The sequence below is a fragment of the Acidovorax sp. SUPP3434 genome (genome assembly GCF_030159015.1).
Lineage (GTDB): Bacteria > Pseudomonadota > Gammaproteobacteria > Burkholderiales > Burkholderiaceae_C > Paracidovorax.
The window spans coordinates 178,601-203,410 of record NZ_BQXL01000010.1 but is presented as its reverse complement, the minus strand read 5'-3'; the positions used below and the strand labels follow the sequence as shown (position 1 = coordinate 203,410).

Here is a 24,810-nt window from a genome sequence, read left to right as displayed (position 1 = left end):
ACGAGCAGCGGCCCCACCTGTCCCTAGAATACAAAACGCCCGATGCGGTGCACCGGGCGTCTCTTGCAAGCCAATTACGGCTAGGGTTCAGTCCCGCATAGGTGTCAACCTATTCCAGGACGGGTCACCTTGTCAACCGTAGGCCTGGGCTGACGCGTGCTGCCCCCGGATGACTACGCCTGTCCCGAGGGGGCACTTTTACAGTTCGTCCATCGCATCCAGCCAGGGTTCCAAACCGTCTCGGAGTGGAGGGCTGAAGCGAATAACCAAGAGGACTTGTGCCATGAATGAAGACACCGTCAAGGGAAACTGGAAGCAATTCACCGGCAAGATCAAGGAGCAATGGGGCAAGCTGACGGACGACGATCTTGACGTGGCAGCCGGCAAGCGCGACCAGTTCCTGGGCAAGCTGCAAGAGCGCCAGGGTCTGGCCAAGGATGCCGCCGAGAAGGAACTGAAGTCCTGGCAAGACCGCCACCCCGAATTCCGTTTCGACAAGTAAATCCCGGGCCTTTCCCACTTTTTAAAACCAGCGGTGTTCGCCGTTCTGCCACAAGGCAAATCGACATCCGCACCCCCTTACAGACATTGAGGAGAAAAATATGAAACACGCACGCAATCTTCTGGCCATCGTGGCCGCCGGCCTTCTCGCCACCAGCGGCATGGCCATGACCAAGGAAGAGCACAGCGCCGCCAAGGACCGCATCTCTGCCGACTACAAGACCAACAAGCAGAAGTGCGACAGCATGACGGCCAACGCCAAGGACGTCTGCATGAAGGAAGCCAAGGGCGCCGAGAAGGTCGCCAAGGCCGAACTGGAAGCCCAGTACAAGCCCAGCGACAAGGCCACCTACAAGGTGAACGAAGCCCGCGCTGACGCCGCCTACGACGTCGCCAAGGAAAAGTGCGACGACCAGCAAGGCAATGCCAAGGACGTCTGCGTGAAGGATGCCAAGGCCGCCCACGTGAAGGCCAAGGAAGACGCCAAGGTGGCACGCGCCCAGGCCAAGCCTTCGGACAACATGGCCAAGAAGGACGCCAAGGTCGCTGAAGTGAAGAAGGACGCCGCTGAAGAAAAGCGCGAAGCCGAATACAAGGCCGCCAAGGAGCGTTGCGATGCCGCGACCGGTGACGTCAAGGACAAGTGCGTTGCCGATCTGAAGCGCGTCTACAACCAGTAAAAAAGGTTTGGGCTCCCCCCGCGTTCGGATGAACGAATGGGGTGCCAAAAGCAAAAAGGCTTCGCAGTGCGAAGCCTTTTTTTGCGTTGCGGCGGCCGCAGCGAAGGGCCGTGCGCTCAGCGCCACCGCATGAAACGCGCCCGTCCGGCGGCCTTGGCCTGGTAGAGCGCCTGGTCCGCGTCGCGCACCAATTGCTTTTCTGTCACTTCCGCCGTGGGCTGCAGGGCCGCCACGCCGATGCTCAGGGTGACGTGCGGGCCCAGGGGCGAAGCGCCATGGGGGAGGGCGGCATGGTCGAGCGCCTGCAGCACCCGCTGGGCCACGACCTGCGCCTCGTCGCCCGTGGTGCCCGGCAGGAGCACCACGAACTCTTCGCCTCCGTAACGCATCGGCTTTTCATGGGCCCGGAACAACGCCCCTTGCAGCACGGCGCCGACCTGGCGCAGGCATTCGTCGCCGGCCTGGTGCCCGTGCATGTCGTTGTAGTGCTTGAAGTGGTCGATATCGATCATCAGCAGGGCCACGGATGCGTCTTGCCGGCGCGTTCGGCCCCACTCGGCGCTCAATGCCTCGTCGAACAGGCGGCGGTTGCCCAGCCCCGTGAGGGCATCCGTATAGGACAGTTCCGCCAGCGTGGCGTTCAGGCGCTGCAGTTGCAGCTCCGAGTGCTTTCGCTCCGTGATGTCCTGGAAGGCCCCGCTCAGCTGGACGATCCGGCCGTCCTGGTAGGTCGGCTCGCCCTGGGCGCGCACCCAGAGATGGCGCCCCTTGTGCGAGATCAGTTCCAGCTCCAGGTCCCACGGCGTGCCGTCGTCCATGCACCGCTGCACGGCCGCGCCGATGAGGGGGCGCGAGGCCTCGGTGTAGTAGTTCAGCGCCTGTGACAGGTCCGGCGCGGTTTGCGGCTCCAGGTCATGGATGCGGTAGACCTCGTCCGTCCACGCCGCCTCGCCCGTGGCCGGATTCAGCGTCCAGCCTCCCACGCGTGCCATGGCCCCCGATTGCCGCAGCAGCAGCGCCGCGCGCGTCAGCGCCTCTTCGTCGAGCTTGCGCTGGGTGATGTCCATGAAGGTGCCGATGACCGTGGAGGGTGCGCCCGTGGCACTGCGCCGGATGACCTTGCCCCGGGAGAACAGCCAGATCCATGGCCCCTGCGGGCCTTGCACCCTGAATTCGTTTTCGTAGCTTTCCGTCAGCCCGCCGAGGTGCCGGCGGAAGGCGGCCACGTTCGGCTCCTGGTCGAGCGGATGCAGCGCAGCGGTCCATTCGGGCACCGTCTTGGTCACCTCGGTGGGGCCGAAGCCCAGCATGGCCGATCCGCGGGCGTCCACCTGCAGCGTCATGGCCTCGATGTTCAGTTCCCACAGCCCCAGTTCGGCCCCTTCGAGGGCCCGCTCCAGCCGCGCGGAGCTGATCGCGAGCCTGTTGGCGTAATCCTTGTGGATGGTGATGTCCGTCACCGTGAGGTGAAACCCGACTGCGGGCACCGATGCCGGGTCCAGCCCCTCCGGCTGGACATCGGGGATGTAGCTGGCGAACATGACCCGGGTTTCGCCGGCGGCGTTGGTGACCTCTGCCTCGAACTGCACCCGTTCGCCTTTCAGCACGCGGTCGATGTAGGGCCAGGCTTTGGCGAAGTGCGCCGGCCCCAGGACTTCATCCATGGAGCGACCCACGATCTGCGCGGGGTCCTTGCCGAACCATTGGCCATAGGCCTTGTTGGCGAACTGGTAGCGCAGGTCCGCGTCCACGTGCGCGATGAGTGCGGGCACGCTGTCGGCCATCAGCTGCAGCTGGGCTTCGCGCCGGCGCAGCTGCTGGTCGGCCGCGACGCGCTCGCTGATGTCGTGCATGAACGCCGTCACGATGCGGGACGATTCCAGCTGCACCTGGCTGAGGGTGATCTCCATGGGGAATTCGTGCTGGTCGCGGTGCCATCCCGGAAGGAGTTGCCTGCGGGCCCGCGTGTCCTCGTTGCCCATGAGCGCCGCCAGGCTGCGCGTTCGCATCGCCGGGGCCAGGATGGCCTCGGCCATCGGCCGCCCCAGCACCTCGGCCCGGCGCCAGCCGAACGTCGCCTGGGCGGCGCGGTTCCACTCCAGAATGTGGCCGTCCTCATCGGCCACGATGAAGGCATCCTCCGTGTTTTCCAGGATGCTGCGCATGCGGCGCTCGCTGTCGCGCAGGCGCTCTTCCATGGACCGCTGCTCCGTGACGTCCTGGATCTGGGCCACGAAATGCAGGGGCTGGTCGAATTCGTCCCGAACCAGCGAGACCGCCAGATGGGCCCATACCGTCTCGCCGTCCTTGCGCAGGTAGCGTTTGCCCAACTGGTAGTTCTGCGTTTCCCTGCGGATCAGCCGGTCGATGTGGTCGCGGTGCGACGTGAGGTCGTCGGGGTGGGTGAGCCGCCGGAAATCCATGTGCAGCAATTCGTCCCGCGAGTAGCCCAGCATGTCGCAGATCGCGTCGTTCACCTCGATCCAGTGGCCCGTGGGGGCGACCAGGACCATCCCATGGGTGGCCGCGCTGAAGGCTCCCGAAAAGCGCTGGGCCGCAATCGTGGCGGCCCGGGTGGCGGCGCGCAGCGCCGTCACGTCATGCATCAGGCACACGGCACCCATCTTGGTGCCGTCCGCATAGAACAGCGGTGAGGCGTTGCACAGCACCGACCGGGGGGCCTGTCCCTTCGCCTTGATGACCAGCTCGAACCCGCGAACGGTCTCGCCCCGCCAGGCGGCCAGCAGGGGGATGTCCACGGTCGCCAGCAGTCGCGTGCCCGAGGACTCGAACAGATCGAAATGCTCGGCCCATTCGCTCGGCGGCAGGGACCGGGGGTCGGTGCCGTGCCAGGCCCGGGCCACGTGATTGAACTCGCCCAGCAATCCATCGGGGCCGCAGGAGACGACCGCATCGGGCATGGCCTCCAGCAGGCGGCCCAGCGTGCCCGCCTGGATCTGGGCCTCCCGGCGGCCCTGGCGGGCCTCCAGCTGGCTGACCACCTGCCTGGACAGGCGTTGCAGCGCCTCCCGCTGCGTTCCGGACAGGCGCCGCGGCACCCGGTCGATCACGCACAGGGTGCCGTAGACATGCCCGGCGCTGCCCACCAGCGGCGCGCCTGCATAAAAGCGGATGCGCGGCTCGTCGAGCACCATCGGGTTGCTGGAAAAACGCGGGTCCTCCAGCGCGTCGGGGACCTCCAGGATCTGCGTGGACGCCAGCGCATGGCTGCAGAACGCGATCTCGCGCGGCGTCTGCGATGTGCCCAGGCCGCAGCTGGCCTTGAACCACTGGCGCGTTTCGTCGATCAGCGAGATGAGCGCGATGGGCACATCGCAGCACTGGCTGGCCAGCCACACCAGGTCGTCGAAGACCGGCTCCGGCGCCGAGTCCAGCACCCCGAGCATCTGGAGCGCGGCGACGCGATCGCCTTCGTTCAACGGCATCGCGGCGGCGGCACTACCCGGGGTGGACGGCTGAGTCATCGAATAATTATCAGATGTCCGGCCCCATTCCGGCAGGCCTGCGCCGCAGGCGGTGGCCCGGTGCGCGATCGCCGGCGCCCTGACCTGCATCAAAGCCCGGTGCCGCGGTGCCTCTTAAGCTGGCCTTCCACTGGATGCAAGGACTGGAAATGGCTGCACTGCAATGGTCCGAGGGCCTCGCCCTCGACCTTCCCCTCATGGACGAAACCCACCAGGAGTTCGTGGAACTGCTGGCCGCCGTGGAGGCCGCGCCGGACGCGCAGCTGCTGGGCGCCTGGCACGCGCTGGTGTCGCACACCGCCGATCACTTCGCCCGCGAGGACGACTGGATGGCCGCCACCCGCTTCGCCTCGGGCAACTGCCACAGCCTGCAGCACAAGGTCGTGCTGCAGGTGCTGCGAGAGGGCACGGCGCAGGCCGAAGCAGGCGAGCCGGCCGTACTGCGCCGCATGGCATCGGAGCTGGCCCTGTGGTTTCCGCAACACACGCAGACCATGGACGCGGCGCTCGCCCTGCACCTGCGCCGCGTGGGCTTCGATCCCGCGACCGGCACCGTGCATGCGCCGGGCGCCCTGCCGGCGCAGGCCATTCACGGCTGCGGCGGCGCTTGCTCGGGCGACGATGGGGTCCCGCAGACAGAGACGGCCGCAGCGCCCCGCCCGGCGCGCGAAGCGGTCGCGGCCTGAAGCCCGGCGGCCCTCGCCGCGGGCTAATGGCGCCCGCGGGGCAGCAGCAAGGCCGCCATCTGCCAGGAAAGCGTGCGCATGGCGCGGCGCCAGGCCGGGGACGCGGCATCCGCAGCCCCTGGCCAGTAGGCGGCCTTCAGGATGCCCTGCTTGGCCTGGCGCAAGGCTTCGCGGTCCCGCGCCGCCAGGGCGCACAGCAGGCGGTCGTGGTAGCGCTGCAGGCGCTGCGCCTGCGCCATCGACAGGCCCTGCTCGCCGCGCTCCGGCTGCGCTGGCGCGGCCAGGTGCGTATTCCAGGGGCTGGCCCGGTGGGACGGCCAGGGCGACGGCGCGCTCATGCGGCCTCCGGACGAGGGGTGGAAACCGGGCGTTGCGCGGTCAGGCCGTACCAGTTCACCCGTCGCGTGAGCACCATCACGGCGGCCAGCACCAGGAACAGCGCGATGGCACCCACGGCCAGCGCGGTCTGCTCCAGCTGCAGCAGCAGGTAGAGCAGGCCGTAGAGCAGCGCGATGCCGGCCCCGAACGGCAGGCCGAGCCACAGGCTGCCCAGCATGTGGCTGGCGTAGTAGGCCAGCAGCAGCACGCACGCGCTGGCCGCAATGGCATACGAAACGCCGAAGGGCAGGTGCTCCGACAGGCTCACCAGCAGCAGGAAGAAGCTGCACAGCGCACTGCCGACCAGCAGGTACTGCACCGGGTGCACCCGCAGCCGCTTCATCAGCTCGAACAGGCCCACCGCCACGAAGGTGAGCGCGATGAACAGCACGCCGTACTTGGTGGCGCGGTCGCTCAGGGAATAGGGATTGACCGGGTCCACGAAGGCCACGGTGAAGCTGTCGGCGCAGCCGCGGCCGTCGGCGGGCGCGGCGTCGTAGGCGCGGTCCGCGGTGGGGGCCGCCTCGCACGCGGGGCGGCCGGCGGCCACGTCCTGCTGGGCCGTGCTGGCCAGCGAAGACAGGCGCCACAGCGCGGAAAAGCCTTTGTCCTCCACGGTGCGCTCCGATGGCAGGAAGCGGCCGGCGAACGAGGGGTGGGGCCAGCTGCCGTCCATCTGCACCTGGGTCTGGCTGCCCAGCGGCACGATGGCCACGCTCTCGGTGCCCACGAGTTCCAGGTCCATCTCGGCCTTGAACGGACCGGTGTCGCCGCCTGGCCGCTGCACCAGCGCTTCGGGCAGCGGGGCATGCAGGCCGCGGGGGTAGGCGGGGTGGAAAGTGCCGGGTTTCAGGGCCAGCGCCTGGCCGCCGACGGTGAGATGGGCCGCGCGGATGCCCCGCGCATCGCCCACCGCCATCATCAGCAGGGGCGCGCCGCACTGCATGCGCGAGCCCTGCACGGTGGTGTCCGGCCGCAGGCTCGCAAGCGATGACCACTCGGCGGCGACATGCGCCTTCAGGGTGTAGGTGTTGACCTTGTGCACACCGCGCGAGCGCTCCTGCATCGCGGTGCCGGCGCGCAATTGCAGGGTATCAGGCATGGCGGTGAGCACGAACTCGCGCCGTTTCTCGACCGTGGTGCGCTCGCTGCCGGTGCCGGTCACGGCATCCCAGCTTTCCACGCAGGCGCTGTGGATCAGCGGCCCCAGCAGGGTTTGCGAGCCCGCCAGGCTGCGCGCCACGCCATCGGCGGTGAGGGTGCGGTAGCGTTGGCGGTCGCGCACCACGTCTTCGATGAGGCCCAGGCCGAACAGCAGGAGCAGGGTGATGGCCGCGAGCGCGGCCAGTTTGGTGAACAGGGGGTGTTTCAAGGAGGCTCTCCGCCAGTGGATGTGGAGGGCAGTGTGGTGATCGGGCGTGAGGCGGAAATGAAGTTTGTGAGTGCACGGTGAAGTGCGCCGGCGCGCGGCCGGCCCGGTGGCCGGGGTGCCGCTGTCAGGCGGCCGGAAAGGCGAGTTCGACCCGCAGCCCGGGCTGGGTGTTGCGCACCGCCATCGTTCCCCCGTGCAGCGCCATGATCCGGCGCACGATGGCCAGGCCCAGCCCCGAGCCGCTGCGCTCTCCGCCCGGCCGCGCGGTGGTGAAAAAGCGCTCGCCCAGCCGCGGCAGCGCATAGTCCGGCACGCCGGGGCCCGCGTCCTGCACGGCCACCACCGGGCCCTGCAACTCCACGCGCACCGCGCTGCCGGCGGGCGCGAAGTCGATGGCGTTGTCGATCAGGTTGGTGATCGCCAGCGTGACCAGTTCGGCCTCCCACGGGCCGCCGGCGCCGTCGCCCGTGAGCACCAGGTCGATGGTGCGCTGGCTGGCGCGGGCCTGGGCCTGGCGCACCGCCAGGGCCGCGCAGTCCTGCAGCGAGACGGCGGCCGCGCCCTCGGCCCGCTGGCGCTGCTCGAGCTGGCTCAGCGCCAGCAGCCGGTCCACCAGGCGCTGCAGGCGCTCGCTTTGCTCGACCACCTGCGTGGCGAACTGGGCGCGGTCGGCCGGGGGCAGGTCCTCCTGCAGCAGTTCGCCCGCGCCGCGGATGGCGGCCACGGGGCTTTTGAGTTCATGCGTGAGGGCGCGCACGTAGCCTTCGATGTAGTCGTGCCCTTCCAGCCGCACGCGCATGCGGTCCATGGCGCGGGCCAGGTCGCCCAGCTCGCCCGGCACCCGCGGCACGGCCAGGGGCTGCGTGGGGTTCAGGCCCCCGTCGGCCGGGCCCTGCACGCTCAGGGCGTAATCGCGCAGGCGGCGCACGTGCCACACGGTCCACACGGTGACGGCCACGCCCACCAGCGCCGACAGGGCCAGCAGCAGCAGGCCGCCGCGCAGCACCTTGCGCTCGGCCCGGTCGATGAAGCGCTGCACCGAGCGCGTGGGCTTGGCCACGGTGAGCACGCCGCCGATGGTGCGGCCGGACGGCCCGTCCACCAGGATGGGGGCGGCCACGTACATCACGCCGCTGGTGTCGTCGCCCTGCACCTCGCGCGTGGCGCGGGCACCGTACTCGCCCCGCAGCGTGCGCGCCACGTCGCGCCAGCCCGAATAGTCCTCACCCACGGCGCTGCGCTCGGAATCGAACACCACGCGCCCGGCGGCGTCGGTCACGTAGATGCGGAAGTCGAGTGTCTGCTTGGTCAGCCCCCAGATCGCGGCATCGACCGGGCGGCTCGCGTACTGGCGCACGTGCTGCGCGAAGCGGCTCTCGGGCGTGCCGGGCGCCGTGGCGCCCAGGCGGCCGGCGGCCAGGTCGTCGCTCGCCAGCTCGGCCAGGATGTTGGCGGTGTCCACCATCATGTCTTCCATCACCTCGCGCACGCTGGGCTTGATCTCGGCGGTGAACACGCGCAGCACGAAGAAGGCCGCGATGCCGTTGATCAGGAAGAAGGCGAACAGCAGCCGGATGCCCAGGCGCATGGATCAGGCCCCCGCCATCGGGGGCTGCACGGAGCGGTGCCAGCGGGCGCTCATGGCTCCAGGCAGTAGCCCATGCCCCGGTGCGTGCTGATGTATTCACGCGCCGGGTCCGCTTCGCGCAGCTTGGCGCGCAGCGTCTTGATGTGGGTGTCCACCGTGCGGTCGGTGCTTTCGCTGTCGTCGCCCCAGGCGCCGGCGAGCAGGGCCTCGCGCGACTGGATGCGGCCGGCGCCGCGCAGCAGGCAGGCCAGCAGGCGGTATTCGCGCCGCGTGAGCGGCAGCGGCCGGCCGTGCAGGCTCACCCGCTGGCCGGCGGCATCGTCGTGGAACGGACTGGGCGGCGCCGATGCCGCGGCCAGCGGTGCAGGGGCCGCCGCGCGGCGCAGCAGGGCCTTCACGCGGGCCGCCAGCTCGCGCGGGCTGAAGGGCTTGGGCAGGTAGTCGTCGGCGCCCAGCTCCAGGCCCAGCACGCGGTCGAGTTCTTCGCCGTGGGCGCTCAGCATCAGCACCGGCGTGGCCTGGTGCGACGGGTCGCGGCGCAGGTCGCGCAGCAGATCGAGGCCGTTGCCGTCGGGCAGGCCCACGTCCAGCACCAGCAGGTCGAAGGGCCGGGCGCGCAGCTGTTCGCGCGCGTCCCGCAGCAGCAGGCTGTGCACGATGGACAGCCCCTCGCGTTCGAGCGCATAGGCCACCGTGCGCGCGATGGCGGGGTCGTCCTCCAGCAGCAGCAACCGGGCGTGGGTGGTGGCCATGCCGTGCCTTCAGCGCGCGACCAGCACGGGGAACAGCTTGCCCAGCCCTTCGGCCATCACCTCCACCGCCAGCGCCGCGAGAATCAGGCCCATGAGCCGCGTCATCACGTTGATGCCGGTCTTGCCCAGCACGCGCGCGATGGGGTCGGCCAGCGCGAAGCACAGCGCCGTGGCGCCGGCGATGACCACGCCGTAGCCCACCAGCGCCAGGTGCTGCCAGAAGGTCTGCGCCCGGTCGGCATAGATCACCACGGTGGACATGCTGGCCGGGCCGGTGAGCAGCGGAATGGTGAGCGGCACCACGGCGATGCTGTCGCCCTGGGCGGCCTTCTCGGCGCCTTCCTCCAGCTCGTGGGTGTGGGGCTTGGCCTCGGCCGGCTGGGCGTTGAGCATGTTCATCGCGCTGATGAGCAGCAGCATGCCGCCGCCCACCTGGAAGCTCTGCAGCGAGATGTTGAAGAACTCCAGGATCTGCAGCCCGAGCAGCGCGCAGGCCGCGATCACGCAGAACGCGCTGAAGGCCGCCACCTGGATGGTGCGCCGGCGCTGGCGCTGCGAAAACCCGTCGGTGTAGTGGATGAAGAACGGCACGATGGCCAGCGGGTTCACGATGGCCAGCAGCGTGATGAGCGGTTTCAGGTCCATCAGCGGCCTCCGGAGACGTCGAGCAGTGACAGGGTGGTGTAGCTGGCCGCCTCCGACATCAGCCAGACGATGGCCTCGGCCACCTCCTCGGCCGTGCCGCCCCGGCCCATGGGCACCTGGTGCGCCAGGTCGCGCACGCGGTCGGGCAGGCCGCCGCTGGCGTGGATGTCGGTGTCGATGAGGCCGGGCCGCACCGCATTCACGCGGATGCCCTCGGCCGCCACCTCGCGGGCCAGGCCGAGCGTGAGCACGTCGATGGCGCCCTTGGAGGCGGCGTAGTCCACGTACTGCCCGGCCGCGCCCAGGCGCGCCGCGGCGCTGGACACGTTGACGATGCTGCCGCCCGCGCCGCCGTGCTTCGTGCTCATGCGCCGCACGGCCTCGCGGGCGCAGAGAAAGCTGCCCACCACGTTGATGTCGAACATGCGGCGCAGGCGCTCGGCGCTCATCTGGTCCACGCGCGCGGGCACGTCGACCACGCCCGCGTTGTTCACCAGGGCGCCGAGCGCGCCGAAGCGGGCATCGACCGCCTCGAACAGGGCGACGACCTCGCCTTCCTTCGCCACGTCGGCCTGCACGGCGATGGCCTGGCCGCCCGCCTCGCGGATGGCCTGCACCACGGCATCGGCCGCCTGCGCATCGCGGGCGTAGTTCACCGCCACCGCCCAGCCCTGGCGCGCGGCCAGCCGGGCGGTCGCTGCGCCGATGCCCCGGCTACCACCGGTCACAAGTACCACTTTGTTCAATTGCCGTCTCCTGCAAGAATGCACCGTTGGCGAAAGGTCCCGCATTACAGCATCCGCCGGCCCGGGCCACCACCGGGCCGGCGCGTCTTTTCACCGTTCCGCTTTCTTTCAACCACCCTCTCTCACCCATCCCTTCCGGCAAAGGAGTCGCATCATCATGGGCAATTTCGTGGACATCGCATCGGCTGACGGTTTCAAGGTGCCCGCCTGGGTCGCGCAGCCCGAGGGCCAGGCGCGCGGCGCCGTGGTCGTGCTGCAGGAGATCTTCGGCGTGAACTCGCACATCCGCGCCGTGGCCGACCGGCTGGCCGCGCGCGGCTACCTGGCCGTGGCGCCCGCCACCTTCGCCCGGGTGCAGCCCGGGGTCGAGCTGGGCTACAGCGCGCAGGACATGCAGGACGGCATCGCGCTCAAGTCGCGCGTCGAGGCGCTTCCCGGCGCGGGCGTGCTGCCCGACATCCAGGCCGCCATTGACCACGCGGCGCAGGCCGGCGGCGGCAAGGTGGGCATCGTGGGGTTCTGCTGGGGCGGCCTGCTCACCTGGCGCGCGGCGTGCGAGCTGCAGGGCCTGTCGGCCGCCGTCTGCTACTACGGCGGCGGCATGACCACCACCGAGGAAAGCGCGCGCACCCCGAAGGTTCCGGTGCTGGCGCACTTCGGCGACCGCGACCACTTCATCGCGCTCGACAGCGTGCAGGCCTTCGGCCGGGCCCACCCGGAAGTGGAGGTGCATGTGTACGACGCCGACCACGGCTTCAACTGCGACCAGCGCGGCTCCTACGACGAGGCCTCGGCCACCCTGGCGCGCGAACGCACGCTGGCGTTCTTCGCCAAGCACGTGGGCTGAGCGGAGCCCACGGGGCCGCCTGACCGGCCGCGGGCCCGGAGGCGGCCGACCCGCGTCCTACAACAGCAGCGGTCCGCCGACCGGCGCCCCACAACGGCAGGGGGCCGCCGACCGTCGTCCCACAGCGGCAGGGGGCCGAGGCTGACACGGCCGCCGAGGGCCTCCCCCTAGCGTCGGAAGGATGCGCCGCGATCTCCTTCCCCCCACCGATTTCCCTCTGGGCACCCCCGTGCGCCACGCACTGGACCGGGTCCAGGCGTTCGATGCCGACCCGCAGGCCCGTGCCACCACCGCCGATCGTTTTCGCTGGCTCGCCAAGGTGACCGGCGAGGACGCCGCCATCGGCAAGCTGTTCGAATCCCATCTGGACGCGGTCGGCATCGCGCGGGAGATCCTGGGCGATGGCGCCGCCGCCGCGCTGGTCCGTGCGGTCGATCCGTCGCAGGGCCTGTGGGGCGTGTGGGCGGCGGGCGGGCCGGCCGGCGCCGAACTGCAGCTGGCCGCGGGCCCCGACGGCGGGCTGGTGGTCTCCGGCCGCAAGTGCTGGTGCTCGGGCGCCTCGGGCGTCAGTGCCGCCCTGGCCACGGCCCGCGATGCGGACGGGCAGGTTCAACTCATTGCCGTGTCCATGCACCACCCCCGGGTCACCGTCACCCGCGAGGGCTGGGACGCCGTGGGCATGGCCGATACCGCCAGCGTCGACGTGCTGTTCGACACGGTACCGGCATGGCCCGTGGGGGCGCCCGGTGCCTACCTGGACCGGCCGGGCTTCTGGCACGGTGCGGCCGGCATCGCCGCCTGCTGGCACGGTGCCGCTGCCGCCGTGGCACAGCGCCTGCGCGAGCGGGTGCAGCAGCGCGGCGCGGCGGCGGACGACCTGCTGGCCGCCCACCTGGGCGCGGTGGATTGCGCGCTGTCCGCGTCCGCCCTGGCACTGCGCCATGCCGCCGCCACCATCGATGCGCACCGGGCGGGCGGCCCGCCGTTCGGCCGCCGCGAGGCCCTGCAGGTGCGCGGCACCGTGGAAGCGGCCGCGTCCACCACGCTCGACCACGTGGGGCGCGCCCTGGGGGCGGGCCCTTTGTGCCGCGACGCTGACCACGCCCAGCGCGTGGCGGATCTTGCGGTCTTCCTGCGACAAAGCCATGCCGAATGGGACCTGGCGGTGCTCGGCCGCCTGGCGGCCCAGGCGAACGAAACCCTTCCTGGAGACAACGCATGGACGCTGTGATCGCATCCCACAAGCCCGCCGCCCGGCGCCTGCGGGCTGTGCCCGCGCGCACGCCGGTGCCGGCAGCGCCGCAGCCGCGGCTGCTGCCGGCCACCCCCGAATCGCTGGTGGCGCCCTTCAGCCGCGTGGTGGTCGTCGCGCCGCACCCCGACGACGAGGTGCTGGTGCTCGGCGGCACGGTGGCGCAACTGGCGCGCCGTGGCCACGAGGTGCTGGTCTACGCGGTCACCGATGGGGAGGCGAGCCACCCCGGCTCGCACGCCTGGCCCGCCGAGCGCCTGCGGCACGTCCGGCCGCAGGAGTCGGCCGACGCCCTGGCGCAACTGGGCATCGCGGCGACCGTGGTGCGCCTGGGCCTGCCCGATGGCGGCCTGGCGGCCGAGGAGCTTGCGCTTGCGGCGCACCTGCAACTGGCGCCGGGCGACACGGTCTTCGTGCCGTGGCGCCACGACGGCCACCCCGACCACGAGGCCTGCGCCCGCGCCGCCCTGGCGGCGGCCCGCACGGTGGGGGCCTGCTGCATCGAATACCCCGTCTGGGCCCTGGTGCCCGAACACGCGGCCCACGCGCGGCTGCGCCATCGCACGCTGCGGCGCATCGCCGTGGCCGATGACCTGGTGCAGGCCAAGGCCCGCGCCGTGCGCGCCTTCCAGAGCCAGATCCAGCCGGACGGCGGCGTGGCGCCGGTGCTGCCGCCTTCGGCGCTGCAGGCCTGGAGCGGCCGCTTCGAGTGGGCGATGGCCTGACATGGGCGCGCCCCTGGCCGATACCGCGCACTTCGATCAACTGCACGCGCGCAGCGCCGACCCGTGGGGCGTGCACACGCGCTGGTACGAGCGCCGCAAACGCGATCTGCTGCTGGCCGCGCTCCCCCGTCCCAGGTACGCCCAGGGCTTCGAGCCCGGCTGCTCGGTGGGTGGCAATACGGTGGCGCTGGCCGCGCGCTGCGACCGGCTCATCGCATCCGATGCCAGCGCGGCGGCGCTGGAGCGCGCCGCCGCCACGCTGAGCGGCGCCGGCCATGTGGCGCTGCGGCACTGGCGCTTTCCGCAGCACTGGCCCGAGGCTCCCAGCGACCTCATCGTGGTGGCGGAACTGGCCTATTACCTGCCGCCGGCCGACTTCGCCCATTTCCTCGCGCAGGTGCCCGGGCATCTGCAGCGCGGCGGCCACCTGGCGATGTGCCACTGGCGCGCGCCGGTGGCCGATGCGCCGGCCCATGGCGACGGCGTCCACGCGCAGGCGCGGGACACCCTGGCGCTCGACCACGTGGGCGGCTGGTGCGACGAAGACATGCGCATCGACGTGTGGCAGAACGGGAGCGGCACCTCGGTGGCGGAAGCGGGCGGCGCGCAGGAGCGGCTGGCCCGTGCGGCGGAGGGCGCCCCATGATCGGCGTGTGCATTCCGGCGCACGATGAAGCCGCCCTCATCGGCGCCTGCCTGGATTCGGTGTGCGCGGCGGCCGCGCAGGTGCAGGAACCCGTGCGCATCGTGGTCGTGGCCGATGCCTGCCGGGACGCCACGGCAGCCCTGGCGCGCACGTGGGGCTGCGACGTGGTGGAGATCGGCGCGCGCTGCGTCGGCGCGGCGCGGGCGGTGGGCATGGACCACCTGGTCGGGTTCGGCGCCCGCTGGCTGTGCTGCACCGATGCCGACAGCCGCGTGCCGCCGCAGTGGATCACGGCGCAGCTGGCCTGCGCGAGCGATGCCGTGTGCGGCACGATCGGCGTGGAGGACTGGCACGAGCACCCCCTGCACGTGGCGCAGGCCTTCGCATCGCACTACCAGGACCGCAACGGCCACCGGCACATCCACGGCGCCAACCTCGGCGTCTCGTCCGCGGCCTACCGGCGCGCGGGCGGTTTCGCGCCGCTCGTGGCGCACGAGGACGTGCGGCTGGTCGAGGCCCTGCTCGCCCAGCAGGCGACGGTGGCGTGGGTGCGCGACCCGCGGGTGATCACCAGCGCACGCTGCATCGCCCGCGCGCCGGAAGGGTTCGCCGCGTGGCTGCAGGCGCGCTGGCACACGGGGGGCGGGGTGCCGGCCGGCGCCGCCCTGACGTGAAGCGGGCCGCCGCCAGCGCCCGCGCGGTAATCGAGCCAAAAAGGGCTTCAGCGCATATGTTTCTAGGGCATTGTGCTATTAAATAAGTAGCAAACTGCCCCGGCCGTCCAGAGGCGCCAGGCGCCCCGCCGCGCCCGGCCTTCAGCGCACCGACACGAAGATCGGGTTGGAATAGAACCAGAGGTTGCCGTAGTTGCGGTCGTTGATCTGGTCGTGGCGCTGGGCCGGGTCGGAGGTGGTCACCGCCTGGTCCGCCAGCGGCTCGCCGTTCGCGGTGAGGCCAGCCACGTTCTCGCCCAGGTTCGTGCCGCGCAGGCGCAAATACTGGTTCCTGGCGATGGTGAGCGGAATCTCCATGGTGTAGTAGCCCTCGCCGTCCTGCGTCCAGTCGGCGGCCGTGAACCGGCGCAGCACGCGGGTGGTCGGGTTGGTGGCCTGCTGGTAGGCGGCCGATCCGGGCTGCGCGCGCTCGCCCACGTCGCCCGCGATGAGATCGATGTGGTCCACCTTGGGCGTCATGTTGCCCAGGTTGCCGCTGGCCACCGGGCGCTGGTAGTTGTTGACCGGCGGGCTCTTGAAGCGGATGCGCACCGTCACGCTCTCGCCGGCCGAGGCCTTGATCTCCTGGCCCATGGTGCCCTTGCCGCTCAGGGCGTACACGTTGAAGTCCAGCGCGTTGATGAGGTCGCCGAAAACGCCGAAGCTGCGGCCCGCGCGCAGGCTGTCGATCAGGCCGCCGATACCCCCCTCCGCCTTGCTGGCCTGCCAGACGTGGTTCTTGGCGTATTCGCCAGGGTAGTAGCCGCTGCTGTTGTTGTTCGAGTCGATCTCGAAGTGCGAGTCGGAGTCGGCGATGTTCCAGATGCGGCGGCCCTCGCCCAGCAGCGCGTCCCACACGCCGCCCAGTTTCGCCACGATGGCGTCGGTGCCGCCGTAGGTGCGGTTGGGTTGGTTGGCGTCGATGTAGGCCGAGGTGTAGCCGCCGCGGTCGGGTTCGAGCTGGTTGCCCACCATGCCTTCGATGGCGAACACGATCCTGGGCGCCAGATCGTTCATCTGGCGCAGATCGGCGATCGAATACTTGCCCGGGTTGCGCGAGGGGTGGTTGATCAGGGCGTAGCTGGTGTCGGGGTACTTCGCCTTCAGCCAGGCGATGGCCTTGAGCGCGTCGTCGGCCGTCTGGTTGAAGCGCTGCGGGTACTGGGCCTTCCAGCGGGCCACGTCCGCCGCGTCGAAGAGCGACTCGGCGCCCGTGGTGAACAGGTACTGGAACTCCTTGGCCCCGCTGGTGGAGGGCTTCAGGCTGCCGCTGGCCCCCTCGAAGAGGCCCACGCCGATGTGGTCGTGCGTGGGCATGTCCCACTCGAACCCCGAGAAGATCAGCTTGCCGGCGTAGTTGCCGGAGCCCTGCAGCGCCTGGATGCGCGGGATCTCATAGGCCTCCATGCCATAGGCGAAGGCCTTGGGAGCGGGCAGCAGGTTGGCCGCGTTGTCGTACTTGGACGAGCGCAGGTGGTTGGTCACCGCCATCCAGTCCAGGCGGTAGGTGGTGAAGGCCTTGCCGAGCAGGAAGTCGAGCGTCTGCGTCGTGCGCGAATCGTCCGATTGCACCGTGTGGGTGTGCAGGTCGCCGGTGGTCCAGCGGCCCTGTTCGGCGGCGGGCGTGCCGTCGCCGGAGTCGCCGCAGCCCGCCAGCAGGAGGGAGGGAAGAACCAGGGCGATGGCCAGGGGCATCCGCGCACGGCGGAAGGTTTTGGGGGCAGGGGCAGAGGGGCGGGTCATGGGTTATCTGGATTTTTTGACGCAGGGGCCGCCGGCCGGCGCATGCCGGTGGCAGCCCCGCGTTTGTAGAAATCCCGGATGAACCCGTGATGACATCGCCTGCGCAGGCGGCTTTTTGCCCGCGAGAATGCCCCGGAGTGAGGCCGTGGCGCAACAGTCGCCCCGGCCCCGGCCTCAGTGCGCGCCGGCCGCGGCGTCCGCGCTGCCGGCGCTGGGTCGCACCGGGTGGGCCAGCCAGACCAGCGGAATCAGCAGCAGGAACAGCACGGCCGACGCATAGAAGATGTCGTTGGCGGCCAGCATGAAGGCCTGCTGGTTCACCATGCGCTCCACCTGCGCCAGCGCCTGCTCGGGCGTGAGGCCGCCCGCCTGCAGCCCCTGCAGCGTCTGCGTGACGGCCACGCCGCCCTGCTGCAGCCCTTCGGTGAGCTGCGCGTGGTGCAGCGTGGCGCGCCGCTCCCACAGCGTGGTCGAGACCGAGGTGCCGATGGCCCCGGCCGTGATGCGCATGAAGTTCGACAGCCCCGAGGCCGACGGAATGCGTGCGGGTGCGATCTCCGACAGCGTGATCGTCACCAGCGGAATGAAGAAGAACGCCATGGCGATGCCCTGGATGATCGTGGGCACCATGATGGTGGTCAGGTCGGCCTGGGTGTTGAACCGCGAGCGCATCCACAGCACCAGCGCGAACACCAGGAACGCGAAGGTGGCGAAGCGCCGCGGGTCCACCTTGGCGATGTTCTTGCCCACCACGGGCGAGAGCACCAGCGCCAGCAGCCCCACCGGCGCCAGCACCTCGCCGGCCTGCGTGGCGGTGTAGCCCATGTACTGCTGCAGCCACAGCGGCAGCAGCACCACGTTGCCGAAGAACAAACCGTAGCCCACCGATGTAGCCAGCGCGCCGGCCCAGAAGTTGCGGATGCGGAACAGCGTGAGGTCCACCACCGGGTGCGGCTCCCCGCGCTCCCAGATCATGAAGGCGGCAAAACCCACCACCGCCACCACGCCGCACGCCACCACCCAGGGCGAGGCGAACCAGTCGTGCTCCTTGCCGATGTCCAGCATCACCTGCATGGCCGCGACCCAGATCACCAGCAGCGCCAGGCCGATGGAGTCGATGGGCAGCGCCCGCCGCTCGGATTCGCGCTTGTGGAAGATGCTCCAGGTGACCAGCACGGCCATGATGCCCACCGGCACGTTGATATAGAAGATCCACGGCCAGCTCATGTTGTCGGTGATCCAGCCGCCCAGGAGCGGCCCCATCACCGGCGCGACGAGCGTGGTCATCGACCACATCGCCATCGCCAGCCCGGCCAGCGCCTTGGGGTAGCTGGACAGCAGCAGCGACTGCGACAGCGGAATCATCGGCCCGGCCACGAAGCCCTGCAGCGCGCGGAAGGCGATCAGCGTGGCCATGTTGGGTGCGATGCCGCACAGCAGCGAGGCGAGGACGAACAGCGTCACGCTGGCCACGAACAGGCGCACCTGCCCGAAGCGCTGCGACAGCCAGCCCGTCAGCGGCACCGCGATGGCATTGGCCACCGCGAAGCTGGTGATGACCCAGGTGCCTTGCGTGGGGCTCACGCCCAGGTCGCCCGCGATGGCGGGCAGGGACACGTTGGCGATGGACGTGTCCAGCACGTTCATGAACGTCGCGGCCGAGAGGGCCAGCGTGCCCCACATGCGCGCGCTGCCTTCGAGGGGTGGCGGCGCCTGGGGCGCAGGGGTGTTGGGGGAAGACATGGGTCAGCGTGTTGTGGGAGTGGTTCTACGGCTGGCCCGCTGCGGCGGTGCGCAGCGGGTCTGTCTTGGAGGGGCGAGGCGCCGCCGAGGCGGTTCGCAGGGTCAGTGCGACGCGGTCGTGGCCGGTGCCATGGCGACCTGCGACGCACCCTTGGCCGGCGCGGCGGCCAGCGTGGGCTTGTAGCCCGGGCCGGCGTTGGCCGCGATGATGCGGGCCACGTCGGCGCCGGCGCCCTTGTCCAGGTCGTCGTACACCGCGGTCTGCGCCACGGCCTGGGTGCGCGGCGCGTCGGCCAGCAGGTGGCCGCTGCGGTCCTGCGTGTCCACCTTCACGTCCATGGACAGCCCCACGCGCAGCGGGTGGGTGCGCAATTGCTCGGCATCGATCGCGATGCGCACCGGCACGCGCTGCACCACCTTGATCCAGTTGCCGGTGGCGTTCTGCGCGGGCAGCAGCGCGAAGGCCGAGCCCGTGCCCACGCCCATGCCGGCGATGGTGCCGGTGTACTCCACCTTCTTGCCGTACAGGTCGGCCGTGAGCTTGGCGGGCTGGCCCAGGCGCAGGTTGCGCAGCTGGTTTTCCTTGAAGTTCGCATCCACCCACACCTGGTTGAGCGGCACCACGGTCATGAGCGGCGTGCCGGCGGCCACGCGCTGGCCCAGCTGCACGGTGCGGCGCGCCACGTAGCCGTCCACGGGGGCGGGCAGGTCGGTGCGGCGGGCGGCCAGGTAGGCCTCGCGCACCTTGCCGGCGGCGGCCAGCACGTTGGGGTTCTGGTCCACCGAGATGCCCTGGGTGAGCGACTGGTTGCTGGCGAGTTGCTCGCGCGCCGACACCACGCCGGCCTCGGCCGCGGCCAGCGCCGTGCGGGCCGCATCGAGCTGGCTCTGCGCGTGGTTCAACTCTTCCTTGGACACGGCGCCATTGCCCGACAGGGCCTGGCGGCGGCGCAGGTCGTCGGTGGCGCGGGCGATGTCGGAACGGGCCTTGGCCACGTCCGCCTGGCGCAGGCTGATCTGCGCGTTGAGCGAGCCGTTGTTGGCATAGAGCGTGCGCGCCTGGCGCACCGCCTGGGCCAGGCCCGCCTCGGCCTGCTCCAGCGCCACGCTGGCATCCGCAGGGTCGAGCTTGACCAGCGCGGCGCCGGCCTTCACGAAGTCGGTGTCGTCGGCCAGGATGGACATCACGGTGCCGCCCGTCTGCGGCGTGATCTGGATGACGTTGCCCTGCACGTAGGCGTTGTCGGTGTCTTCGTAGTGGCTGGCCACCAGCCAGTCGTAGACGCCCCAGGCGCCGCCCGCCACCACCACGACGGCGGCAAGCGAGATCAGGGCCTTGCGGCGGCGGGCCTTGGCGGCGCCGGGGTCTGCGGGCGCGGTGGCGGGGGTTTGCGGTGCGTTCATGGAAAGGGCTCCTCGCGGTCGGGAAGGTGTTCGGTTCGGTAAAAAGGGGGTGGCGGGCGGCTCAGTGCGCCGCGGTGGCGGCGGCAGGGGCCGCCGTGGCCACGGCACCCGCGGCGCCGGGCGTGGTGGCGGCGTAGCCACCGCCCAGGGCGCGGATCAGCGCGACCTGGGTGTCCAGGCGGCGGGCCTCCAGGTCCACGGCCTGGCGGCGCTGCAGCAGCACGGCCGTTTCGGCGGTGAGCACGTTCAGGTAGTTGCCCAGGCCCGCCTGGTAGCGCTGGCGGGCGATGTCGTAGGCGGCCTCGGCGGCCTCTTGCGCGTGGCGCTGCTCGGCCTGCTGGCGGTCGATGGAGCGGGCCGAGGCGAGCTGGTCGGCCGCGTCATGCACGGCATCCAGCAGCGCGGCGTTGTAGCTCTCGACCGCCGCATCCACGTCGGCGGCCTTGCCGCGCAGGTTGGCGCGCAGGCGGCCCGAGTCGAAGATCGGCAGGCGGATCGCCGGGCCGATGCCCCACTCCTTGCTGCCGGCCTCGGCGAAGCGGTCCAACCCGATGGACGACAGGCCCAGGAAAGCGGTCAGGTTCACGTTCGGATAGAACTGCGCCTTGGCCACGGCCACGTCCTGGGTGGCGGCCTCCACGCGCCAGCGCGCGGCGGCCACGTCGGGCCGCCGGCCCAGCAGGTCGGCCGGCAGCGTGCCGGGGATTGCTATCGAATGAATAGCATCCAGGGCAGGAAAATCTAGGGCGTTCGCCGCATTTGGCTGACCCACCAGCGCGCCCAGGGCATTGCGGGTGAGGGCGATCTGCTCCTGGATCGCCTCGATCTGCTGGCGCGCCTCGGGCAGGCCGCCTTCGCTCTGGCGCCGCTCCAGCTGGGTGTCCAGGCCCGCATCCACGCGGTCGCGCACCAGGCGCAGCGTTTCGTTGCGCTGGGCCAGCGTGCGTTCGGCCACGCCCAGCTGGGCCTTCAGGCGCGCCAGCTGGAAGTAGCTGCGCGCCACGTTGCTGGCCAGCAGCAGGCGCGCGGCCTGGGCATCGGCCTGCGCGGCGTTGGCGCTGCCCAGGGCGGATTCGAGCGCGGCGCGGTTCTTGCCGAAGAAGTCGATCTCCCAGCTGCCCGACAGGCGCGCGGTGCCGCTGTTGAGCACGCTGCCGGCCAGCGGCGGCGGGTAGGGACCGTTGGCGCTGTAGAGCTGCCGGTTCACGTCCAGGCTGCCGTTGAGCTGCGGGCCGTCGGCCGCGCGGGCGGTCTCGATGAAGGCCTGGGCGCGGGCGATGCGCGCCTCGGTGAGCTTCAGGTTGGGGTTGGTGGCCAGGGCGCGGTCGATGAGCGCATCGAGCTGGCCGTCGCCGAAGCCCAGCCACCAGTCCGTGGGCAGCGTGGCTTCGGCGAAGGACTTCTGCGCCACCGCGCCAGCACCGGCGGCCGGCGCCGCGAGGCCGAGCGAGGCGGCGTCGCGCATCTGCGCATGGGGCGCGATGCCGGACATGTCGGCGCAGGCCGTGAGGCCCGGCAGGGCCGCCAGCGCGATGGCCAGCGTGGCGAAATACTGCAGCGCGCCGCGCAGCGGGCTGGGGGTGTCGGGCGCCGCGGCGTCGCGGGCCGAGGCCGCATCGGCTGCGGCGGGCGTGGAGGGAAAAGTGGCGTTCATGGTGGACTGACTCTCAGGATGGGCGGGGCGCAGCGGTGTCGGCCGCCGCCCCCAGCGTCTGCAGGTTGCCGTGGATGCGCTTGAGGAAATCCTGCAACTGGTGGTACTCGGCCGGCTGGAAACCCTGGGCGCACACCTGCTGCACGTTGCCCAGGATGTCGGGAATCTGCGCGGCCGCCGCATGCCCTTCGGGCGTGAGTTCGATGTGCACGACCCGGCGGTCTTCCACCGAGCGCGTGCGGGAGCACAGGCCCTTGGCCTCCAGCCGGTCGAGCAGGCGGGTCATGCCGCCGGCGTCGAGCTGGCACAGCCGCGCCAGGCCCGCGACCGTGTTCTCGTGGTTCAGGTACAGGCGCAGCAGCGGCTTCCATTGCGCATCGGTCAGGCCCAGGGGCTCCATGCGGCGCTCGATCTCGCTGGCGACGATGCACACGATGCGGCGCATCTGGTAGCCGATGCTTTCTTCCACCAGAAACGGAATGCCCGCCACGGTGATTGGGGCGGGCGGCAGGCGGCTGGCATCGGGGTTTTGTGCGTCGATCATGGCCTGAACAATAATTGACTAGACAAACAATGTCAAGTCTCTATTTGCCGGGTCGGGTTCGAAGGGGTCAGCTGCCGGTGGAGGCGTAGTGCCGCAGGCCCAGGCGCCAGGCCCCGAAGGCAGCGGCCAGGAAGGCGAAGCCGGCGGCGGGCGACACCCAGCCGACCCAGGCGGGCGCGCCCAGCGGATCGGGGTGCGACAGGATCGCCAGGCCCGGGTAATACGCCACGCAGGCCAGCGGCACGGCGAAGGTCAGCAGGCGGCGGAACCACTGCGCATAAAGCGCCAGCGGGTACTGCGCCGCCTGCACGCCGCCGTAGGTGAGCACGTTGGCGATCTCCAGGCTCTCCACGGTCCAGAACGCCAGCGTGCCCTGCAGCACCAGGATGCCCAGGAAGAGGGCCACGCCCCCGGCCACCGCCCATGCCGCCAGCGCGAGGGTGGCCGGCGTCCAGTCGATCGGCGCCTGCGCGGTGGCGAACGCCACCACCATCAGCCCCTGCAGCAGCCGCCCCAGCCGGCTCAGGCGCAGGTCGTGGCCCATGAGCTGCAGCGCGAGCGGCCGCGGGCGCAGCAGCAGCCGGTCGAACGCGCCCGTGCGCAGGAACTCGGTGCCCAGCACGTCGAAGCCGCGCCCCAGCGCGTCCGCCACCGCGAACATGCAGTTCACCAGGCCGTAGAACAGTGCCACCTCGCCCAGACTCCAGCCCTGCACGCTGCCGAAGCGATGGAACAGCGCCCACACCGCGACCACCTCGATGCCCGTGGCGAGAAACTGCCCCAGGGTCATCAGCATGGCGGACGCGGGGTAGCGCGCCTGCGCATGCAGCGAGGCGCCGGCCAGGCGGATGAAGAGCGCGAACGATCCCATCTCAGCCGCCCTGGATTTCGAGGTGGCGCAGCGTGCGCCGCATCGCCAGGCGGCCCAGCGCCACCAGCACGGCGATCCAGAAGGCCTGCAGGGCCAGCCCCCCCACGGCCTGCCAGCCGGCCCAGTGCCCGGAATGGATGCGTGACGGAATGTCCAGCAGCCCCGCCAGCGGCTGCGCGATCAGCGCCCACTGCCACGCATCGGGCAGCAGGGGCAGCGGCAGCAGGTTGCCCGACAGCACCACCACGGCCGGCACGGCCAGCGCGTTGATGCCGCGCTCGTTGAGCGCCGCCGTGGCCGCCACGTTCAGCAGCATCACCAGCGCGGTGGACAGCAGCACCGCCAGGCCGGCCGAGAGCACGAACGCCAGCCCCGCAGCCGCGCTGGCCGGCGGCTGCCAGGCCCATTCGCGCCAGCCCAGCAGCGGCAGCACCCCCGCGGCGAAGGTCGCCATCAGCGCCACGCGCGGCAGCACCCGCGCGGCGATCCAGCCGGCGCTGCGCGCGAACCACAGGCCGTAGGCGTCCACCGGCCGCAGCCGGTCGTACGCCACCGCACCCGTGCGCACGGCCTGCGCCACCTCCGGGTCGCCCGACCACGGCAGCAGCGCCAGCAGCCCCTGGGCCAGCCAGGTGTAGGTGATGGCCTGCTGCAGCGGCATGGACACGCCCGAGGCGCCCGCCCCGCCGTAGAACGCGGCCAGCACCATCACCTTGATGCCGCCCCACCAGCACTGCGTGCCGAAGCCGGCGAGCGCCGCCGTGCGGTACTGCAGCATCTGCAGAAAGCGCGAGACGAACGCGGCGGTGTAGGGCCGCAGCGCCAGCGGCGGCCTCATGCCTCGGCCGCGCCGTGCAGCGCGTAGAAGCGGGCGATGACCTCCTCGATCGCCAGGCCCTCCAGGCGGATGTCCTGCACGGCGTGCGCGGCCACCAGTTGCGCGATGAGCGCGGGCGCCGTGGTGACGGCCGGATCGAACCCCAGCACCAGCGAGCGGCCCTCGCGCGCATGGACCGACACGCCGGGCTGCGGCGCCAGCACGGGCGCGTCGTGCCCGAAATCGACCACCAGGCGCCGCTCGGCCATCACCTGGGCGCGCAGGGCCTCGACCGGGCTGTCGGCCAGAACGCGGCCATGGCCGATCACGATCACGCGCTCGGCCAGCGCCTCGATGTCGTGCATGTCGTGGGTGGTGAGCAGCACCGTGGTGCCGCGCTCGCGGTTGGCGCGGCGCACGAAGTCCCGCACCGCGAGTTTGGACGGCGCATCCAGGCCGATGGTCGGCTCGTCCAGGAACAGGATGTCGGGCTCGTGCAGCAGCGCCGCCGCGATCTCGGCGCGCATGCGCTGGCCCAGCGAGAGCTGGCGCACGGGCTGGGCCAGCACGCCCTCCAGCGACAGCAGCGCGACCAGCTCGTCGCGCGCGCGGCGGTAGCGCCGCTCGTCCACGCGGTAGATGTCACGCAGCAGATCGAACCCCTCGCCCACCGGCAGGTCCCACCACAGCTGGGTGCGCTGGCCGAACACCACGCCGATGCGGGCGACGTGGCGCTCGCGGTCGTCGCTGGGGTGACGGCCGTCGATCTCCACGCGGCCGCCGTCGGGCCGCAGGATGCCGGACAGGATCTTGATGGTGGTCGATTTGCCCGCGCCGTTCGGCCCGATGAAGCCCAGCAGCTCGCCGCGCTCCAGCGTGAACGACACCCCCGACAGCGCCGCCACCGTGCGCGTGCGCCGGTGCAGCAGCCCGCGCAGCGCGCCGCCCAGGCCCGGCGCGCGCTCGGCGATGCGGTAGGTCTTGACGAGCTGATCGACGAGGATGTGGGCCATGGGAA

Annotated in this window: 23 protein-coding genes; 8 read left to right on the top strand and 15 right to left on the bottom strand. The window is 71.0% G+C overall.

What is annotated here, in order from left to right:
• Positions 1 to 283 precede the first annotated feature (283 nt).
• Together AVKW3434_RS16625 and AVKW3434_RS16620 are read left to right on the top strand one after the other, a co-directional pair.
• Positions 284 to 502, top strand: a complete 219-nt coding sequence (locus tag AVKW3434_RS16625; protein WP_272565861.1) for a CsbD family protein — start codon at positions 284 to 286, stop codon at positions 500 to 502.
• Between the two features lie 100 nt (positions 503 to 602).
• A complete protein-coding gene (locus AVKW3434_RS16620) occupies positions 603 to 1,181 on the top strand; it encodes a hypothetical protein (protein WP_284406718.1) in 579 nt (192 codons plus the stop codon).
• A gap of 116 nt (positions 1,182 to 1,297) precedes the next feature.
• On the opposite strand, the gene AVKW3434_RS16615 is transcribed toward AVKW3434_RS16620, so the two are convergent.
• Positions 1,298 to 4,666, bottom strand: coding sequence for a sensor domain-containing diguanylate cyclase (locus AVKW3434_RS16615; RefSeq protein WP_284406717.1), 3,369 nt, complete (start codon positions 4,664 to 4,666; stop codon positions 1,298 to 1,300).
• A 149-nt stretch (positions 4,667 to 4,815) separates the two neighbouring features.
• Here AVKW3434_RS16615 and AVKW3434_RS16610 point away from each other — a divergent pair, with 149 nt between their 5' ends.
• Positions 4,816 to 5,352: a hemerythrin domain-containing protein gene (locus AVKW3434_RS16610; RefSeq protein WP_284406716.1), complete on the top strand. Its 537-nt coding sequence runs from the start codon at positions 4,816 to 4,818 to the stop codon at positions 5,350 to 5,352.
• A 23-nt stretch (positions 5,353 to 5,375) separates the two neighbouring features.
• Here AVKW3434_RS16610 and AVKW3434_RS16605 read toward each other — a convergent pair whose 3' ends face one another.
• The 6 genes from AVKW3434_RS16605 to AVKW3434_RS16580 form a co-directional block, all read right to left on the bottom strand.
• Positions 5,376 to 5,690, bottom strand: coding sequence for a hypothetical protein (locus AVKW3434_RS16605; RefSeq protein ID WP_284406715.1), 315 nt, complete (start codon positions 5,688 to 5,690; stop codon positions 5,376 to 5,378).
• A complete protein-coding gene (gene creD, locus AVKW3434_RS16600; protein ID WP_284406714.1) occupies positions 5,687 to 7,102 on the bottom strand; it encodes a cell envelope integrity protein CreD in 1,416 nt (471 codons plus the stop codon). The genes AVKW3434_RS16605 and creD overlap by 4 nt, the downstream gene beginning before the upstream one ends.
• Positions 7,103 to 7,226: 124 nt before the next feature.
• Positions 7,227 to 8,690, bottom strand: a complete 1,464-nt coding sequence (gene creC / locus AVKW3434_RS16595; protein WP_284406713.1) for a two-component system sensor histidine kinase CreC — start codon at positions 8,688 to 8,690, stop codon at positions 7,227 to 7,229.
• Positions 8,691 to 8,740: 50 nt separating this feature from the next.
• On the bottom strand, positions 8,741 to 9,442 hold the full coding sequence (locus tag AVKW3434_RS16590) for a response regulator (protein WP_284406712.1): 702 nt from the start codon (positions 9,440 to 9,442) through the stop codon (positions 8,741 to 8,743).
• Positions 9,443 to 9,451: 9 nt separating this feature from the next.
• A complete protein-coding gene (locus AVKW3434_RS16585) occupies positions 9,452 to 10,087 on the bottom strand; it encodes a MarC family protein (protein WP_272565846.1) in 636 nt (211 codons plus the stop codon).
• Complete coding sequence (locus AVKW3434_RS16580; RefSeq protein WP_284406711.1) at positions 10,087 to 10,833, bottom strand: SDR family oxidoreductase; 747 nt, start codon at positions 10,831 to 10,833, stop codon at positions 10,087 to 10,089. Before AVKW3434_RS16580 ends, AVKW3434_RS16585 begins: the two co-directional genes overlap by 1 nt.
• A gap of 157 nt (positions 10,834 to 10,990) precedes the next feature.
• Between AVKW3434_RS16580 and AVKW3434_RS16575 the strand changes: the two genes are divergently transcribed.
• The 5 genes from AVKW3434_RS16575 to AVKW3434_RS16555 all read left to right on the top strand — a co-directional run bounded on the left by AVKW3434_RS16575 (position 10,991) and on the right by AVKW3434_RS16555 (position 14,977).
• Positions 10,991 to 11,680: a dienelactone hydrolase family protein gene (locus AVKW3434_RS16575; protein WP_272565844.1), complete on the top strand. Its 690-nt coding sequence runs from the start codon at positions 10,991 to 10,993 to the stop codon at positions 11,678 to 11,680.
• A gap of 229 nt (positions 11,681 to 11,909) precedes the next feature.
• On the top strand, positions 11,910 to 12,911 hold the full coding sequence (locus tag AVKW3434_RS16570) for an acyl-CoA dehydrogenase family protein (RefSeq protein ID WP_284406710.1): 1,002 nt from the start codon (positions 11,910 to 11,912) through the stop codon (positions 12,909 to 12,911).
• A complete protein-coding gene (locus AVKW3434_RS16565) occupies positions 12,899 to 13,657 on the top strand; it encodes a PIG-L deacetylase family protein (RefSeq protein ID WP_284406709.1) in 759 nt (252 codons plus the stop codon). The genes AVKW3434_RS16570 and AVKW3434_RS16565 overlap by 13 nt, the downstream gene beginning before the upstream one ends.
• 1 nt (position 13,658) lies before the next feature.
• Positions 13,659 to 14,303, top strand: coding sequence for an SAM-dependent methyltransferase (locus AVKW3434_RS16560; protein WP_284406708.1), 645 nt, complete (start codon positions 13,659 to 13,661; stop codon positions 14,301 to 14,303).
• Positions 14,300 to 14,977 (top strand): glycosyltransferase family 2 protein, encoded by a 678-nt coding sequence (locus AVKW3434_RS16555; RefSeq protein ID WP_284406707.1) that lies wholly within the window; start codon positions 14,300 to 14,302, stop codon positions 14,975 to 14,977. Before AVKW3434_RS16560 ends, AVKW3434_RS16555 begins: the two co-directional genes overlap by 4 nt.
• 141 nt (positions 14,978 to 15,118) lie before the next feature.
• Here AVKW3434_RS16555 and AVKW3434_RS16550 read toward each other — a convergent pair whose 3' ends face one another.
• The 8 genes from AVKW3434_RS16550 to AVKW3434_RS16515 form a co-directional block, all read right to left on the bottom strand.
• Complete coding sequence (locus AVKW3434_RS16550; protein WP_284406706.1) at positions 15,119 to 16,759, bottom strand: CehA/McbA family metallohydrolase domain-containing protein; 1,641 nt, start codon at positions 16,757 to 16,759, stop codon at positions 15,119 to 15,121.
• Positions 16,760 to 16,933: 174 nt separating this feature from the next.
• Positions 16,934 to 18,502: a DHA2 family efflux MFS transporter permease subunit gene (locus AVKW3434_RS16545; RefSeq protein ID WP_284406705.1), complete on the bottom strand. Its 1,569-nt coding sequence runs from the start codon at positions 18,500 to 18,502 to the stop codon at positions 16,934 to 16,936.
• Positions 18,503 to 18,604: 102 nt separating this feature from the next.
• A complete protein-coding gene (locus tag AVKW3434_RS16540; RefSeq protein WP_284406704.1) occupies positions 18,605 to 19,906 on the bottom strand; it encodes an HlyD family secretion protein in 1,302 nt (433 codons plus the stop codon).
• Positions 19,907 to 19,967: 61 nt separating this feature from the next.
• On the bottom strand, positions 19,968 to 21,560 hold the full coding sequence (locus AVKW3434_RS16535) for an efflux transporter outer membrane subunit (protein ID WP_284406703.1): 1,593 nt from the start codon (positions 21,558 to 21,560) through the stop codon (positions 19,968 to 19,970).
• Between the two features lie 13 nt (positions 21,561 to 21,573).
• Complete coding sequence (locus AVKW3434_RS16530) at positions 21,574 to 22,104, bottom strand: MarR family winged helix-turn-helix transcriptional regulator (protein WP_284406702.1); 531 nt, start codon at positions 22,102 to 22,104, stop codon at positions 21,574 to 21,576.
• Between the two features lie 67 nt (positions 22,105 to 22,171).
• The gene (locus tag AVKW3434_RS16525; protein ID WP_284394583.1) at positions 22,172 to 22,975 is read right to left on the bottom strand and encodes an ABC transporter permease; all 804 of its coding nucleotides are present in this window, start codon (positions 22,973 to 22,975) and stop codon (positions 22,172 to 22,174) included.
• Between the two features lies 1 nt (position 22,976).
• Positions 22,977 to 23,813 (bottom strand): ABC transporter permease, encoded by an 837-nt coding sequence (locus tag AVKW3434_RS16520; RefSeq protein WP_284406701.1) that lies wholly within the window; start codon positions 23,811 to 23,813, stop codon positions 22,977 to 22,979.
• Positions 23,810 to 24,805 (bottom strand): ABC transporter ATP-binding protein, encoded by a 996-nt coding sequence (locus tag AVKW3434_RS16515; protein WP_284394579.1) that lies wholly within the window; start codon positions 24,803 to 24,805, stop codon positions 23,810 to 23,812. The genes AVKW3434_RS16520 and AVKW3434_RS16515 overlap by 4 nt, the downstream gene beginning before the upstream one ends.
• Positions 24,806 to 24,810: the final 5 nt, after the last annotated feature.